The organism is Anaerococcus rubeinfantis (genome assembly GCF_001487145.1).
Lineage (GTDB): Bacteria > Bacillota > Clostridia > Tissierellales > Peptoniphilaceae > Anaerococcus > Anaerococcus rubeinfantis.
Genome location: NZ_LN913016.1, coordinates 1,731,571 through 1,745,936, shown reverse-complemented (window position 1 = coordinate 1,745,936; position 14,366 = coordinate 1,731,571). Strand labels below are relative to the sequence as shown.

The following is a 14,366-nucleotide window of genomic DNA, read 5'->3' as shown; positions in this document are numbered from 1 at the left end:
AATTGAAATCCTATTTTTCTATTAAGTGAAAATCAGTTTAAAAATTTAATTTATAAAAGTTATGGTAATATTATTTAAACTTTAACTTAAAAATAAGACAAGAAAAACCATCTCGAGCAGTTAATTATGCCTTGATTTGACATAATTATCCCTAAAAATTAGTGTGAAAGCACGGAAAAGTTTTCGAAGAAAACTGGTTTTAGTAGTCGAGAGATCTCTTTAATTTGATAAATATAAGCATTATATTCGTAAGTTCTATTTAAAATAAAAACATTACTTTAAATTAAAATTTATAAAATCTAATGATTAATTCATTTAAACTTTAGCTTAAAAGTAAGTACAAACAAAAACCCATCTCGAGCGAAGTCGAGAGATCTCTTTAATTTAGTTAATACATAAATTATATTTATAAGTTAAGATTAAAAAACAAAAATTCAAAGCTTTCAACTAAAAAGAAGCCAAATTAATGGCTTCTTTTTTAAATTTTATTCAATTTATCTTATTTAAGACTCATTTGATTGATTTGGCAAGATGCTGCCCATTCTGGTGTTAAGCCGTCAAATCCTTTTACTCTTGTGGATGCTGATGAGTGGATTTGATTTGAATAAAGTGGGATTTCTGGTAGGTAATCATTGTACCACTCTTGGAATTCTTCCCATTTATCTAGGTAAGCTTCTTTATCACCAGGTTTTACTTGTCTTAATTCTTCTGTAATTTTGTCAACCTTTGGATCATTTGTCTTTGTTTTGTTATCATTTCCTTTACTGTTGTATTGGTAGTAAGGATCAAATGGTGTTCCAAAGTTAAGTCCCATATTGAATGCTGTATATTCTGCCTTGTCACCTTCTTTTGGATTTTCTCTATAGTTTAGAAGAGTATTAAAGTCACCTGCTTGAACGTTGTATTCAAGTCCTGCTTGTTTAGCATTGTCTGGTAATTGGTTTGAAAGAAGTGTTGTTATTTCAGATTCTTTTGCACCAAATTGGTTGATTTGTAATTTCTTTCCATTTTCATCGTATCTGTAATAATCAAATTTATCAGCATTATTTTTGTATTCTTCAGCTGCTTTTTTAGCATCCCAAGCAGTTTTTCCGTCTTTTTCAAATTTGTATGGAGACTCATCTAGTCTCTTGTTTGCTTCTTCTACGTTTAATGTATATTTTGTAAGTTTAGCTTCTACGTCAGCTCCTCTTTCTTTATACATCCATTGACTTGAACCGTACATTCCGTTTGTTACTACTGCATATCCACCTGCAAAGTTTTGTACGAAATCATCTCTGTTCATTAAAAATGCTATAGCTTGTCTTACTTCTTTATATTGAGTTGGACCCCTGTCGTCTAAGAATGATAGACATCCATAACCATTTCTATCATAAGCTACATATTGTAATTTCTTTTCATCTGCAGCTTTTCTCATTTGTTTAATTCTTGAACCGTTCATTTCATCTTCAAATATATCTATGTCCCCATTTTTAACAAGGTCTACAGATATTTCTGGGTTTACTGCTTGGATTATTACATTTGGAATTGTTGCTTTGTTTCCTTCGAAATCTCCAGCGTATTGGTCGTTAAGTTCTAGCTTAACCATATTGTTTTTAAATGAAACAAATTTGTAAGGTCCACATGTTACCTTTGGTTCTTTTCTGTAGTCATTTGCATCAGCAAGCATAGCTTGTTCAACAAGCATTTCTGTTGGATCTATATCTTTTCCGCTTTCAGCAGATTTTTTCTTATCTTCAAGAGTTTTGAGTTTTTCTTCGTGTTCTTTTTTGTAATCTGGATCTTCTTCACCTGCATCTTTTACAGCCTCATCGTATTCAGATTTTTCTGTTTCGATTTGTTTGTCAAGTGATTCAATAAAGGCTTTTTTGTCATCATCAGATAATTTGTAGCCATCTTTTAGAGCAAATTTTGATCCATCAACAATTAAATTTGGAGCAATATAATGAATTGGTCTTGGATTCATTGCTTTTAGAGATTCTTCTTCGTAGTATGGTAAGAATTCTTTATCAACTGTAACTTCAAAAGTTTGATCGTCAATTTTCTTAAGACCTTCAAATTCATCAGTTTTTCCCTCTCTAAAGTCATTGTAACCTTTTAGAGAATCTCCACCGATTTCTGTTGATCCTGTTATAAGAGCATAATCTTCTGGTGAGTGTAAAAGAGCTGTGAACAAATAATCGTCAGCTGTTACAGGTTCACCATCAGACCATTTAAGATCTTTTTTGATTTTGAAAGTAAAAGTTTTTGATCCATCCTCATTTTCTTTTGATTCAGGTTCACCATCAAGGACAGTTTTGTTCATTACATATTTTCCGCTTCTATCCTTAACATAAGTATCATATCCAACAGCACCTTGGATTCCCATAAATTCCCTAGCTCTTACATCATTTGCACTGTTGTTAAAGCCTTGAATAAATTCTCCACCAAGTGAATCAACACCTACTACAAGTGTATTATCATCAGTTTGTTTTTCGAATTCTTCATTAGCTTGTTCGTTACTAGCATTGTTATCTCCAGCATTTGACCCGTTGTTGTCTTTGTTTCCACCACTGCCACAAGCAGTAAGAGTCAAAACTAAGCCAAGCGCAAAAGCTTGTGAGAAAACTTTTTTTACATTCATCCTTCTCTCCTCTTTTCTTTTATTTTTTATTTTATATGAATTCATTATAGTTTATATTTATGTTTTTGTCAAATTCTATTTATCTCTGATAATTTCAATGACTACAGAATTTTTTATAAAAATATATTTTTTTATAATTTATATTTATACAAAATATGAGGAGGAATTTTAAATTTTTTTACAATTTTTTCGCGATTTATCTAGATAAATTGTTGAAATGATAACGTTTGGCAAATTTGTATATTAATAGACTAAATTGTAAAATATAAAATTTAAATTTTTGGAAAATTTTAAAATTTTTGAAAATAATTAAAATGGGTAAAAAATATTTAAGAATAAAAAATGGAGGAAGTATGAAAAAAATATTAATTTTAACCTTAAGTCTATCTATGATTTTTTCAGGATGTGCAAAAGCTAAAAAAAATATCCAAGAAAACTCTTCAAGTAATGAAAAAATTACAGAAAACTCAAACCAAGAAAATAATCTTACAGTAGGAGAAGAAAAAAATTCAGAAAATACTTCAAATTCATCAAATGAAAAAGGAAAAAAGTCTAAAAATTTATCAAATGATGAAATAAAAAAAGCCATGATTGATATTGGTGGATTTAACAAAAAATTTGTGGACAATTTTAAAGAAGAAGATATAAAAAAATACGAGAAAAAAGCTGAAGAATTGAGAGAAAAAACAGGATTTTGGAATAAATTAACCCTATTTTTTAACCAAGTGGCAAAAGATAATGAAAATTCATCAAAAATTTACCCAGATATTTCAGTAGATGAAGTCGAAACTTGGGTTTACAGTGGAGATGAAAATACAGATAATTACAAAAATGCAAGAAAATATCTAAAACAAAGAGGATTCGATGCATCAAAAGTTCCAAATGGAATTTTAAGAGAAGTATTTTTCAAAGTTTACGATGAAAATAAGCTTGCAAGCTATGAAAAACAAATTGACAAGGCCTATGAAAAATTAAAAGAAAAATATCCAAATGGCTACGTTGAAAATTCTTCAAAAAAAGAAACAAACAACAATAAAAATTCACAAAATAATAATCAAAGTAAAGAAAGTGGAAATATGAAAAAATTTGCAGAAAAAAATGAAGACTACGATGAGTTTAGAAAAGAATTAGTAGACCATTATGGATTTTCTAAAGAATCTGTAGAAAAAATAAGTAATGAAGATATAGACCTTGCAAATTATAGGGCAAAACAAAAATTAGAAGAAACAGGCTATGGCGATATAGGATTAGTCATAAATGAAATAGGAAAAATGTATCCAGGCGCATCTACAATGTATCCAGGTGATGAAAAATAGGAAAAATAAATAAATATAACCCATTTTGAAAATAGAGAAATCTCATGAATTTATTTAATTAAAAGCAAAAATAATCAAGGAGATCTCTCGACATAGCTCGAGATGGGTTATTTTTGGCTTTTTTATTGGTTAAAGATTTATTTTTTAAATCTTTTAATTTATTTTTACTCTTAAATTTGAAAATATTTCATTATTATAAATTTTATAAAATTTAAATTCTTTTATTTCCAATAAAAAACTAGCAGGAAAACCTGCTAGTTTTTATTGCATTTTTTGCATTTCTATTGTGAATTTTTGTAGAATTTTTTTCTCTATTCTTGATACTGTCATTTGGGAGATGGATAGTTTATTTGCTATATCTACTTGGGTTCTTCCCTCGTAGTATCTTAGTTCTAGAATTTGTTTTTCTAGATCGTTTAGCCTTTCGGTTGACTTATCTATCAAATCTTTTAATTCTACTGAATCAAAATTTTTGTCGTCTTCTCCTATCATGTCGGATAAATCTACGGAATTTTCTCCTTTTTGGACTTGGTATTTCATATCTAAGCTTTGAGGTGTATAGACCTTGCTTGCTTCTATTGTTTCAAGAATTGTTTCTTCATCTTCTCCAAGATAGGCTGCAATGTCCTTTATAGTTGGGGTTCTTTGAAGTTCTTGGGGAAGAATTTTTTTGGCTACATTTATTTTTTTGTAGAGATTTTGAATTCTTCTTGGAACTCTTATTACCCAACCCTTGTCCCTGAAATATCTTTTTAGCTCGCCCATTATTGTTGGGGTTGCAAAGGATGAAAATTCGTATCCTTTTGATGGATCATACCTATCAATGGCATAAATTAGACCAAGAGATGCCACTTGATAAAGGTCATCTTTTTCGATTCCCTTTCCTACGTATTTATTGGAAAGTATATCGACTATATACATATGATCTTCTATTAGTTCATTTCTTAGGTCCTTGTCCCTTGTTTTATAAAATTGTTCAAATTTTTCTTTGATCTCTTTTTTTCTTTCAAGAGAAGCTTTTGTGTCTGCCATAATTATTTCTCTTTTGTTAGTATAATCTTATCTTCAACAACTTCTACCTTGTCTGCTAATTGTTCAAGGATGATTTGTTTGATTTTTAGATTTTCCTCTTCAATTTCCCTATCTTTTCCTATTACTTCTACTTTCATTAAATTTTCTTTTATATAGAAATTTATTTTTATATTCCTATCGCTCATTTTATAATTTATTGCTTCTGATACAACAACTCTTATATCTTCGACCTGTTCAATATCAAAGCCCATATCGCTTGCAAGACTTGCTGCCAAAAGTCTCATTGATTTTAGATAGATAGTTTTTGGTGGAATTGTTAAACTTATGGTATCCATTATCCCTCCATCTCAAATAAATCACTTATATCGGTAATTTTAAATAATTTTTTGATATTTTCTTTTGGATTAATTATTTTTACACTCTTATCTTTTTCTTTTTGGTCCTTGTAAATATTTATAAACATACCAAGGCCTGTTGAATCTATATAATCTAATTTTTCAAGATCAATTATAAAATCTGTATTAGTATTTTTTAAAGATTCTTCACAAAATTTAGAAAAATCTTCTTTTGAATAAACATCCAAATCTCCAACAAGCCCTACCAATAAGTGATCTTTTTTTTCTTCAATATTTGCCTTAAACATTTTAGTCCTCGCTGTTTTCTTCATAATACTTGGTTACAGAAACAATAAAGTCTTCAGTATTTTCTAAATTCTTTAATTTTACACCAAGGGTATTTCTTCCTGTGGTTGAAATATCTCTTGCTGATATTCTAATCATATCACCTTTTAAGGAAACCATCATTATGTCATCATCCAAATTAGCAGGAAGGGTTGCTACCAAATCTCCAGTTTTTTCTGTGATTTTGTGGCATCTTACTCCCTTTCCTCCCCTATTTTGGTTGTTAAAATTATTGAAGGATGTTTTTTTACCAAAACCATTTGCAGTTACAACTACCAAATATACTTCATCCTCAACTATATTCATTGACACAACCTTGTCATCATCTCCAAGTCTAATTGCCCTTACTCCTTGAGCATTTCTTCCCATAGACCTAATATCTGATGAGGCAAATTTTATTGCCATTCCCTTTTTGGTTGTAACAATTATATCACATGGATGATCTATTTGCCTAATTGAAACAAGCATGTCTCCATCTTCAAGTGAAATAGCTATAATTCCATTTCTTTGGATATTTGTAAATAATTCTGCATCAGTTTTTTTGATTTTTCCTTTTTCTGTTTGGAAAACTAGTTGGCTATTTTCATTTAGTTCTGACAATTCCATAATATCAGTAATTTTCTCATCGCTTGCAAGAGAAATTAAATTTATTATAGCTTGTCCTCTTGATTGCCTGCTTGCTTCTGGAATTTCGTAGCATTTTAAGGAGTAAACTCTTCCAAGGTTAGTAAAGCAAAGAAGGGATTCGTGGGTGTTGGTTGTAAGAATTTTTTGGATAAAGTCATTTTCTTTTGTATTTCCAGCAGAAATCCCCTTTCCTCCCCTGTTTTGAACCTTGTAGGTATTTATAGGAAGTCTTTTTATATAACCATCATGGGTTAAAGAAATTAATACGTCTTCTTTTTCAATTAATTCCTCAATATCAAATTCTCCCTCATCTGGAACAATTTTTGTTCTCCTATCATCGGCAAATTTTTCTTTTATTTCTAAAATTTCTTCTTCGATTACGTCAATCAATTTTTCTTCATCATTTAAAATTGATGTGAAATATTCGATTTTTTCAGCCAATTCCCTATCTTCAGCTTGTAATTTTTCAATTTCAAGACCTGATAGTCTTTTTAATTGCATATCAAGGATAGCTTGAGATTGGGGATCTGTTAAGCCAAATCTTTCATTAAATATTTTTTTAATTTGGTCATTATCATAGGATGATCTTATTATTTTTATAATTTCATCGATATTATCAATGGCAATAATCAAACCTTCAACTATGTGTTTTCTCTTTTGAGCCTTGTCAAGATCGAATATTGTCCTTCTTCTTACTACATCTTTTTGGTGTTTTACATAATATTTAATAAGTTCTTTTAGATCAAGAATTTTTGGAACCCCGTCAACAAGGGCAAGATTTATTATTCCGAAAGTTGTTTCAAGTTGGGTTTGTTTGTAGAGATTATTTAGGACTATATTTGCATTTGCATCCCTTTTTACCTCAATTACAATTCTCATTCCTTTTCTGTCGGATTCATCCCTAATATCTGAAATTCCTTCAAGTTTTTTATCTTTAACATATTCTGCAATTTTTTTAATTAAATTTGCCTTGTTTACTTGGTAGGGAATTTCTGTAACAATTATTCTTTCCCTATTTTTTTTGAAAGGTTCAATTCTTGCAACTGCACGAAGTTTTAATTTTCCACGTCCAGTTTTGTAGGCTTTTTTGATTCCAGCTTTTCCTAAAATTTGTGCTCCTGTAGGAAAATCCGGTCCCTTTATAATATCTGCCAATTCTTTTACAGTAATTTCTGGATTATTCATGTAAGCAATACAAGCGTCAATTGAATCTCCCAAATTATGGGGAGCCATATTTGTTGCCATTCCTACTGCTATACCATTTGATCCGTTTACCAAAAGATTTGGAAATCTTGATGGAAGAACTGTTGGTTCTTTTTCTTCTTCATCAAAGTTTGGCATGAAATCAACTGTATCTTTGTTGATATCTCTGAGCATTTCCTTGGCAATCTTACTCATTTTAACTTCTGTATAACGCATAGCAGCTGCGTCATCTCCATCAACAGAACCAAAGTTTCCTTGGCCGTTTGCCAAAGGATATCTAGTTGAAAAATCTTGGGCAAGTCTTACAAGGGCATCGTAGATTGCAGAGTCTCCATGAGGGTGGAATTTACCCATAACCTCACCTACAACTCTGGCTGATTTTCTGGTAGGTTTATTTGGATCAAGTCCAAGCCCTTCCATTCCGTATAAAATTCTTCTATGAACTGGTTTTAATCCATCACGTACATCAGGTAGGGCTCTTGAAACAATTACAGACATGGAATATTCCAAGTAAGCACTTTTCATTTGATTTTCAAGATCTACCTCTATGATGTTTTTATAGTTTTCTTCTGTCATTTATCCTCCTAGACATCTAAGTTTTCAACATATTGGGCGTTTTCTTCGATAAATTCTCTTCTAGGTTCTACCTTCTCACCCATTAGCATTGAAAATGTTGCGTCTGTTGACATTTGTGAATCTTCTTTTTCATATACTTGAAGTAAGACCCTATTTTCTGGATCCATGGTTGTCTCCCACAATTGCTCTGCGTTCATCTCACCAAGACCCTTATATCTAGAAATTTTGTAATTGTCAGTTTCCCACGCTTTTATAATTTCATCTAATTCTTTTTCTGTATAGCAATATCTTTCTTTTTTGCCGCTTGATAATTTATAAAGTGGTGGTTGGGCTATATAAATATGACCTCCATCTACAAGTGGTTTCATGTACCTATAGAAAAATGTTAAAAGCAAGGTTCTAATATGAGCTCCGTCGACATCGGCATCGGTCATGATTATTATTTTTCCATAACGAAGTTTACTTATATCAAATTCCGATCCAATTCCTGTCCCAAAAGCTGTAATCATTGATTTTATTTCTTCATAATTTAAAATCCTATCAAGATTTGCCTTTTCTACATTCATTATTTTTCCTCTTAAAGGAAGAATTGCTTGGATCCTATTATCACGTCCACCTTTTGCAGATCCACCAGCTGAATTACCCTCGACTATAAAAATTTCATTTTCTCCTATATCTTGGGATTGGCAATCGGCAAGTTTTCCTGGAAGAGTTGTTGAATCAAGAATTGATCTTTTTCTTGTTAAATCTCTAGCCTTTCTTGCAGCCTCTCTTGCCCTTCTTGATGCTAGGGCTTTTTGGATTATAGTCTTTGCAATTTTTGGATTTTCCTCCAAGAAATTTCCCATATGTTCTGAGAAAAATGCATCTACTGCTCCTCTTACCTCACTATTCCCAAGTTTTCCCTTGGTTTGTCCTTCAAATTGAGGATTTGAAATTTTAACTGAAATAATTGCAGTAATTCCCTCTCTGGCATCATCACCTTGGAGGTTATCTTCATTTTCTTTTAATAAATTATATTTTCTAGCATAATCATTTACACTTCTGGTTAAGGCTGACCTAAATCCTGAAAGGTGGGTTCCACCTTCTACTGTGTAAATATTATTTGCAAATGTTAGGATATTTTCGCTATAAGAATCTGTGTATTGGAAAGAAACTTCAACTTCTGTAGATTCTTGACGACCTTCAAAATATGGGATCTCTTTAAATAGTGGACTTTTGTTTCTGTTTAAGTACTCAACAAATTCTTTAATTCCACCATCATATTTGAATTCAACTTCTGATCCATCTCTTTTATCTTCAAAAATAAGTCTTACGCCCTTGTTTAAAAAGGCCATTTCTCTAAACCTATTTTCTAAAGTGTGTTTGTCATACACTGTTACATCAAAAATCTCTGGATCTGCCTTGAAGGTTATTTTTGTTCCAGTTTCTTTTGTATCTCCAATAATTTCAAGATCTGTTGTAGGTTTTCCTCTTTCAAAAACCATCCTATGAATATGACCTTCTCTTTTTACTTCTGCAATCAAATATTCACTAAGGGCATTTACAACTGAAACTCCAACTCCGTGAAGACCTCCTGAAACCTTGTAAGCCTTATCGTCAAATTTTCCTCCAGCGTGTAAAACTGTAAGAACTGTTTCTAGAGTTGATTTTCCAGTTTGAGGATGTTTTTCAATAGGAATTCCTGACCCATCATCTTCTACTGTTACTATATTATTTTCATCTATACTTATTTTTATGTAGTCACAACGACCTGCAAGAGCCTCATCTACTGAGTTGTCTACAACTTCGTAAACTAGGTGGTGAAGTCCCCTTTCACTTGTTGATCCTATATACATACCAGGTCTAAGTCTTACTGGTTCAAGCCCTTTTAGGACCCTAATGTTCGATGCATTATATTGTGTATTTGCCATAAGCTTCCTTTCTATTATTTAATGTGACCATCTTTTATTTTTCTAATTTTACTCCTATCAACCCCATCCAAACTTTTGGTGTTGGTTGCAGTTATAATTGTTTGAAATTCTCCTAAATTTTCCAACAAAAAATTAGATCTTTTTTCATCAAGTTCTGAAAAAACATCGTCAAATAAGATTATGGCCTTATCTTGGCTGGTATTTTCTATTAAATTTACATTGGCAAGCTTGATATTTAAAATAGCAGATCTTTGTTGACCTTGAGATCCAAATTTTTTTGTATCCTTGCCATTTATTATTATATCAATTTCATCTCTTTGGCTGCCTGATGTAGTCCTAAAATATTTTAAATCATCTAAAATATTTTTCGAAAATTTTTCCCCATATTCTTCCATTGAATTTGCTTTGATATTTGGTTTATAGATTATAGTTAAATTTTCCTTATTTTCTGTAAGATTTAAATGATTTTTATTTGCATAGGTATTTATTAGGGAAATATATTTTTCCCTAAACCTATAAATTTTGTAATTTAGCCTAATTATTTGCTGGTCAAAGGCCATTAGTTCAGTTTTAAAATATTTTGACCTTTGATTTTTCAATAATTTGTTTCTTTGGCTAAGAATTTTTTCAAAATCTTTTTTCAAAGACTTGTAGCTAAAATTAACACTAATTATTATATCATCAATTAAGTCTCTTCTAAAATTTGGCCCATCTTTTATTATATTTAAATCTTCCGGTGTAAACAAAACCAACTTAAAAAGTGATTTTAAGTCCTTATTTTTGTCGTATTTTATTTCATTTACAAAAATATCTTTTTTATTTTCCTTTACACTTATTTGGACATTTTTGAAAGATTCTCCCTTTCTAATAGTACCTTCAAGGGCAATTTCTTTTTCATTAAACATGATAAGGTCCTTGTCCCTAAAAGATTTAAAACTTTTTGCATTTGCCAAATAATATATGCTTTCAAGTAAATTTGTCTTTCCTTGGGCATTATCTCCCAAAAATATATTTATATTTTCATTAAATTCTATATTTTGAAAAAGATAATTCCTAAACTTATTAAGTTTTAAATTTTGAATCCACATTATACAAGACTAATTAAAATTTGATGGTCAAATTCTACCTTATCGCCCTTGTAAAGTTTTTTTCCTGCTTGGAAAAATTCTTCTCCATTTACCAAAATTCCATATTCTTTTATAAGATGTTTGGCTTCTCCTCCACTTTGGGCTATGTCCGTTGCCTTTAGTAGGTCTTTGGCTAAAATCATTTCACATTCAAATTCTATTTTTTCCATAAAAACTCCTATTCTGCAAGTCTAACTGGGAGGGCAAGGTAAGTAAATTCCTCATCTTCATATTTAGACTCATTTGGATAAATTAGGCATGGATTTAGGGAAGATTTTAAATTCATCCTTATAGTTTGTGTATCACAAGCCTTAACCCCTTCAATTAAATATCTTGCATTAAAGGCAATTTTTACATCATAGCCTTCTTTTTGAATTTGTAAAACTTCTTTCAAATCACCAATTTCAGAATTTGATTCGATTATACACTTATCATCTTCTATATTTATTTTTATAAGATTTGCCCTTTGGGTGTTATTTAATAATTGGGCCCTTTCCAAAGAATTTATAAGCTCTTGCCTATCAACAAAAAGACTTGTTGTAGAAATATCTGAAATTATATTTGTATAATCTATATAATTTTTATCAATTACCTTGCAATACATGGTAGTATCTCCGGATTCAAAAATTATATCCTTGTCGTCCTTATAAATTTTTGTAATTTTTTCATCATCAATTATTCTTGTCCATTCAGAAATAGATTTTCTAGGAATAATAAGTCTAGCCTTATCCATTGATGTTGGATAGGATAATTTTAATTTTTTAAGGGCAACCCTATAACCATCAAGGGCTACAAAATTTAAATATCCATCCTTTAATTCAAACAAAATTCCTGTAAGGGCAAGTTTTGTTTCATCCAAACTTGTTGCAAATTCTGTTTGAGAAATTGATCTTTTTAATTTATCATTTTGAATTTCCAAATAATCAACACTTGGTATTTTCAAATTTTTCTTTTCATAATAATCAAAAGCTAGGATATTAAAGTTTGATCCATTACATTTTATTTTTATTTTTGAATCAGAAAGCTCAATTTTTATCATCTCATCTGGAAGTTTTCTTACAATATTTGAAATTATATTTGCATTTATTGCCATTTCACCTTCTTCTATAACCTTACAAGATGATTTTGTAAGAATAGATATTTCTCCATCAGATGATGTAAGAGTTAGGGTGTCATTTTTTGCTTCAAAGTATATTAATTCATGAATTTGTATATTGGTTTTTCTCGAAACAGCTTTCATAGCTATGGAAATTTTATTTGATAAATCTCTTTGTTGAATTTCTATTTTCATGTTTGCTCCTAAAATATTATATAAACTTAGTAGTATTAGTATTAGGTAGTGTATATATGTGGATAAGTCTTATAAAACTGTATTTATAAAGAAAAAAACTAGATAATAAGTTTTGGATAAGTTTTTATAAGTAATCCACTTTTCCACACAATCCACAAGCCAAAATTTTATTTTTTAAAAGTTAAGCTTATAAACAAGCTTATCCTCAAACTTATACACAATTTGTGGATAACTAAGATTTTATTTCTTTAATTATATCTTCAATTTCTTGTCTAAAATCTTGGTCTTCTTCCATCATATCTTTTATTTTATCATGACCGTGCATAATTGTTGTATGGTCTCTGTTAAATTCATTGGCAAGGCTTACCAAAGAAATTGATAAGAGATCTCTACAAAGATACATGGCAATTTGTCTTGGCATTACAATTTCTTTTTTTCTAGATTTTCCTCTAAGATCAGACAATTTTACATGGTATCTTTCAGCAACCTTCTTTTGTATATCTTCTGCATCTATTTTTTTGCTGTCTTTGTGAACTCTAGAACTTACTCCAAGTCTTGCATCATCAAGGCTTACAAAAGATCTATTATTTGATTTTGCACAGGCAATTGAAGTTGCCAAGGCTCCCTCAAGATCTCTAATATTTGTTTCTATATTTTCTGCTATATATTCCAAAATTTTATAATCTACAACAGCACCAAGCTCATCTTGTTTTTTTTGTAAAATTGCAACCCTAGTTTCAAAATCAGGCTTTGAAATATCAACTATAATTCCCCAACCAAATCTTGAAACAAGCCTATCTTCTAGGTGCTTAATTTCTTTTGGAGGCCTATCTGAAGAAATTACAATTTGTTTTCCTTGATTATAAAGGTCCTCGAAAGTGTGGAAAAATTCCTCTTGAGTTCCGGTTTTATTGGCAATAAATTGAATATCATCAATCAAAAGCATATCAACCGAACGGTATTTTTTTCTAAATTCCTCATTTGTATTATTTCTAACAGCAGAAATCATTTCATTAGTAAATTTCTCGCTAGAAAGATACATCACATAGCAATCGTCTCTTTTTTCGAGAATTTCATGGGCTATAGCCTGCATAAGGTGGGTTTTTCCAAGTCCACTTGCTCCATATATAAAAAGAGGATTATAAACTCTTGAAACCTTATAATTAGCCAAATTTTCTGCAACAGATTGGCTTGCTGCAAGTGCTAGTTGGTTTGATTTTCCTTGAACAAAATTTTCAAAAACATTATTTTTTTCAAGAAGTGGTTTAGGATATTTGTTTACATTATTAAGCCTAAGCTGGCCATTTTCATCAACATTTTTGCCAAGAGTTAAAATTTCATCATAATTTGGTCCATCTTTTGCAACAATTTCAAGCTTATAAGCCTTGTTTTCTCTTTTATTAATATCATTTAATATTGCCTGGAGTTGAGGAACCCAAATTTGGTCAAAAATAAACTTAGTATCATTTTTAGGAATTTCCAAATAAATAGTATCTTCATACTTATTTAAGGGTTTTAAAATTCCAATCCAAGTTTCATATTGTTGAAGATCTGGAACATTCATTTTCATTTTTTCTTTTAATTCATTAGTTATGTATTCTAGATTCATCTTACAAGCTCTCTTTCATAAAATTTTATCCACACAAAACAAAGTCTTAAATTTTAACAAGTTAAGTATATTTTTTGACTTATCCCCAAATTTTGGATAAGTTGTGGATAAGTTTGATGTGGATAAGATAAATCTTTATTTTTACAAATAATAATAGAGTAAAAATTTTTAAATAATAGACTTATAGAAATTTATCCACAAAAAATATCCATAAATCAATAAAAAATTGACTTATCATCATCTTTTACACAAGAGATTATACACTAATATAGCCATTTTGTAAAGTTATCCACAAATTGTTGATAAGTTTGGGATAAGATAAAAAAATTTAAATTTAGGAATATTAAAAGTATGTGGATATTGTGGATA

General features: G+C 30.1%; 11 protein-coding genes. 1 reads left to right on the top strand and 10 read right to left on the bottom strand.

Annotated elements, in window-relative coordinates; genetic code table 11:
- Nucleotides 1-499: 499 nt before the first annotated feature.
- On the bottom strand, nucleotides 500-2,623 hold the full coding sequence (locus BN3265_RS09130) for an ABC transporter substrate-binding protein (protein WP_058991257.1): 2,124 nt from the start codon (nucleotides 2,621-2,623) through the stop codon (nucleotides 500-502).
- 353 nt (nucleotides 2,624-2,976) lie between these two features.
- Between BN3265_RS09130 and BN3265_RS09125 the strand changes: the two genes are divergently transcribed.
- Complete coding sequence (locus tag BN3265_RS09125) at nucleotides 2,977-3,939, top strand: hypothetical protein (RefSeq protein ID WP_058991256.1); 963 nt, start codon at nucleotides 2,977-2,979, stop codon at nucleotides 3,937-3,939.
- 261 nt (nucleotides 3,940-4,200) lie between these two features.
- Here BN3265_RS09125 and BN3265_RS09120 read toward each other — a convergent pair whose 3' ends face one another.
- From BN3265_RS09120 to dnaA, 9 genes are all read right to left on the bottom strand, one after another.
- Nucleotides 4,201-4,971, bottom strand: a complete 771-nt coding sequence (locus tag BN3265_RS09120; protein ID WP_058991255.1) for a SigB/SigF/SigG family RNA polymerase sigma factor — start codon at nucleotides 4,969-4,971, stop codon at nucleotides 4,201-4,203.
- A gap of 2 nt (nucleotides 4,972-4,973) precedes the next feature.
- Nucleotides 4,974-5,306 (bottom strand): ATP-binding protein, encoded by a 333-nt coding sequence (locus BN3265_RS09115; RefSeq protein ID WP_058991254.1) that lies wholly within the window; start codon nucleotides 5,304-5,306, stop codon nucleotides 4,974-4,976.
- Nucleotides 5,306-5,614 (bottom strand): STAS domain-containing protein, encoded by a 309-nt coding sequence (locus tag BN3265_RS09110; RefSeq protein ID WP_058991253.1) that lies wholly within the window; start codon nucleotides 5,612-5,614, stop codon nucleotides 5,306-5,308. The genes BN3265_RS09115 and BN3265_RS09110 overlap by 1 nt, the downstream gene beginning before the upstream one ends.
- Before the next feature lies 1 nt (nucleotide 5,615).
- Nucleotides 5,616-8,057, bottom strand: coding sequence for a DNA gyrase subunit A (gene gyrA / locus BN3265_RS09105; RefSeq protein WP_058991252.1), 2,442 nt, complete (start codon nucleotides 8,055-8,057; stop codon nucleotides 5,616-5,618).
- Nucleotides 8,058-8,065: 8 nt separating this feature from the next.
- Complete coding sequence (gene gyrB, locus BN3265_RS09100; RefSeq protein WP_058991251.1) at nucleotides 8,066-9,970, bottom strand: DNA topoisomerase (ATP-hydrolyzing) subunit B; 1,905 nt, start codon at nucleotides 9,968-9,970, stop codon at nucleotides 8,066-8,068.
- A gap of 14 nt (nucleotides 9,971-9,984) precedes the next feature.
- Nucleotides 9,985-11,058 carry a DNA replication/repair protein RecF gene (gene recF / locus BN3265_RS09095; protein WP_058991250.1) on the bottom strand — a complete coding sequence of 358 codons (1,074 nt, stop codon included), beginning with the start codon at nucleotides 11,056-11,058 and terminating at the stop codon, nucleotides 9,985-9,987.
- Nucleotides 11,058-11,267 (bottom strand): RNA-binding S4 domain-containing protein, encoded by a 210-nt coding sequence (locus BN3265_RS09090; protein WP_058991249.1) that lies wholly within the window; start codon nucleotides 11,265-11,267, stop codon nucleotides 11,058-11,060. The genes recF and BN3265_RS09090 overlap by 1 nt, the downstream gene beginning before the upstream one ends.
- A gap of 8 nt (nucleotides 11,268-11,275) precedes the next feature.
- Nucleotides 11,276-12,388 carry a DNA polymerase III subunit beta gene (dnaN, locus tag BN3265_RS09085; RefSeq protein WP_058991248.1) on the bottom strand — a complete coding sequence of 371 codons (1,113 nt, stop codon included), beginning with the start codon at nucleotides 12,386-12,388 and terminating at the stop codon, nucleotides 11,276-11,278.
- A 232-nt stretch (nucleotides 12,389-12,620) separates the two neighbouring features.
- On the bottom strand, nucleotides 12,621-13,997 hold the full coding sequence (dnaA, locus tag BN3265_RS09080) for a chromosomal replication initiator protein DnaA (protein WP_058991247.1): 1,377 nt from the start codon (nucleotides 13,995-13,997) through the stop codon (nucleotides 12,621-12,623).
- Nucleotides 13,998-14,366 lie beyond the last annotated feature (369 nt).

Coding starts and splice junctions, on each gene's coding strand:
- BN3265_RS09120 (WP_058991255.1), bottom strand. CDS start 4,971: ATGGCAGACACAAAAGCTTCTCTTGAAAGAAAAAAAGAGATCAAAGAA.
- BN3265_RS09130 (WP_058991257.1), bottom strand. CDS start 2,623: ATGAATGTAAAAAAAGTTTTCTCACAAGCTTTTGCGCTTGGCTTAGTT.
- dnaA (WP_058991247.1), bottom strand. CDS start 13,997: ATGAATCTAGAATACATAACTAATGAATTAAAAGAAAAAATGAAAATG.
- recF (WP_058991250.1), bottom strand. CDS start 11,058: ATGTGGATTCAAAATTTAAAACTTAATAAGTTTAGGAATTATCTTTTT.
- BN3265_RS09110 (WP_058991253.1), bottom strand. CDS start 5,614: ATGTTTAAGGCAAATATTGAAGAAAAAAAAGATCACTTATTGGTAGGG.
- BN3265_RS09090 (WP_058991249.1), bottom strand. CDS start 11,267: ATGGAAAAAATAGAATTTGAATGTGAAATGATTTTAGCCAAAGACCTA.
- gyrA (WP_058991252.1), bottom strand. CDS start 8,057: ATGACAGAAGAAAACTATAAAAACATCATAGAGGTAGATCTTGAAAAT.
- gyrB (WP_058991251.1), bottom strand. CDS start 9,970: ATGGCAAATACACAATATAATGCATCGAACATTAGGGTCCTAAAAGGG.
- BN3265_RS09125 (WP_058991256.1), top strand. CDS start 2,977: ATGAAAAAAATATTAATTTTAACCTTAAGTCTATCTATGATTTTTTCA.
- BN3265_RS09115 (WP_058991254.1), bottom strand. CDS start 5,306: ATGGATACCATAAGTTTAACAATTCCACCAAAAACTATCTATCTAAAA.
- dnaN (WP_058991248.1), bottom strand. CDS start 12,388: ATGAAAATAGAAATTCAACAAAGAGATTTATCAAATAAAATTTCCATA.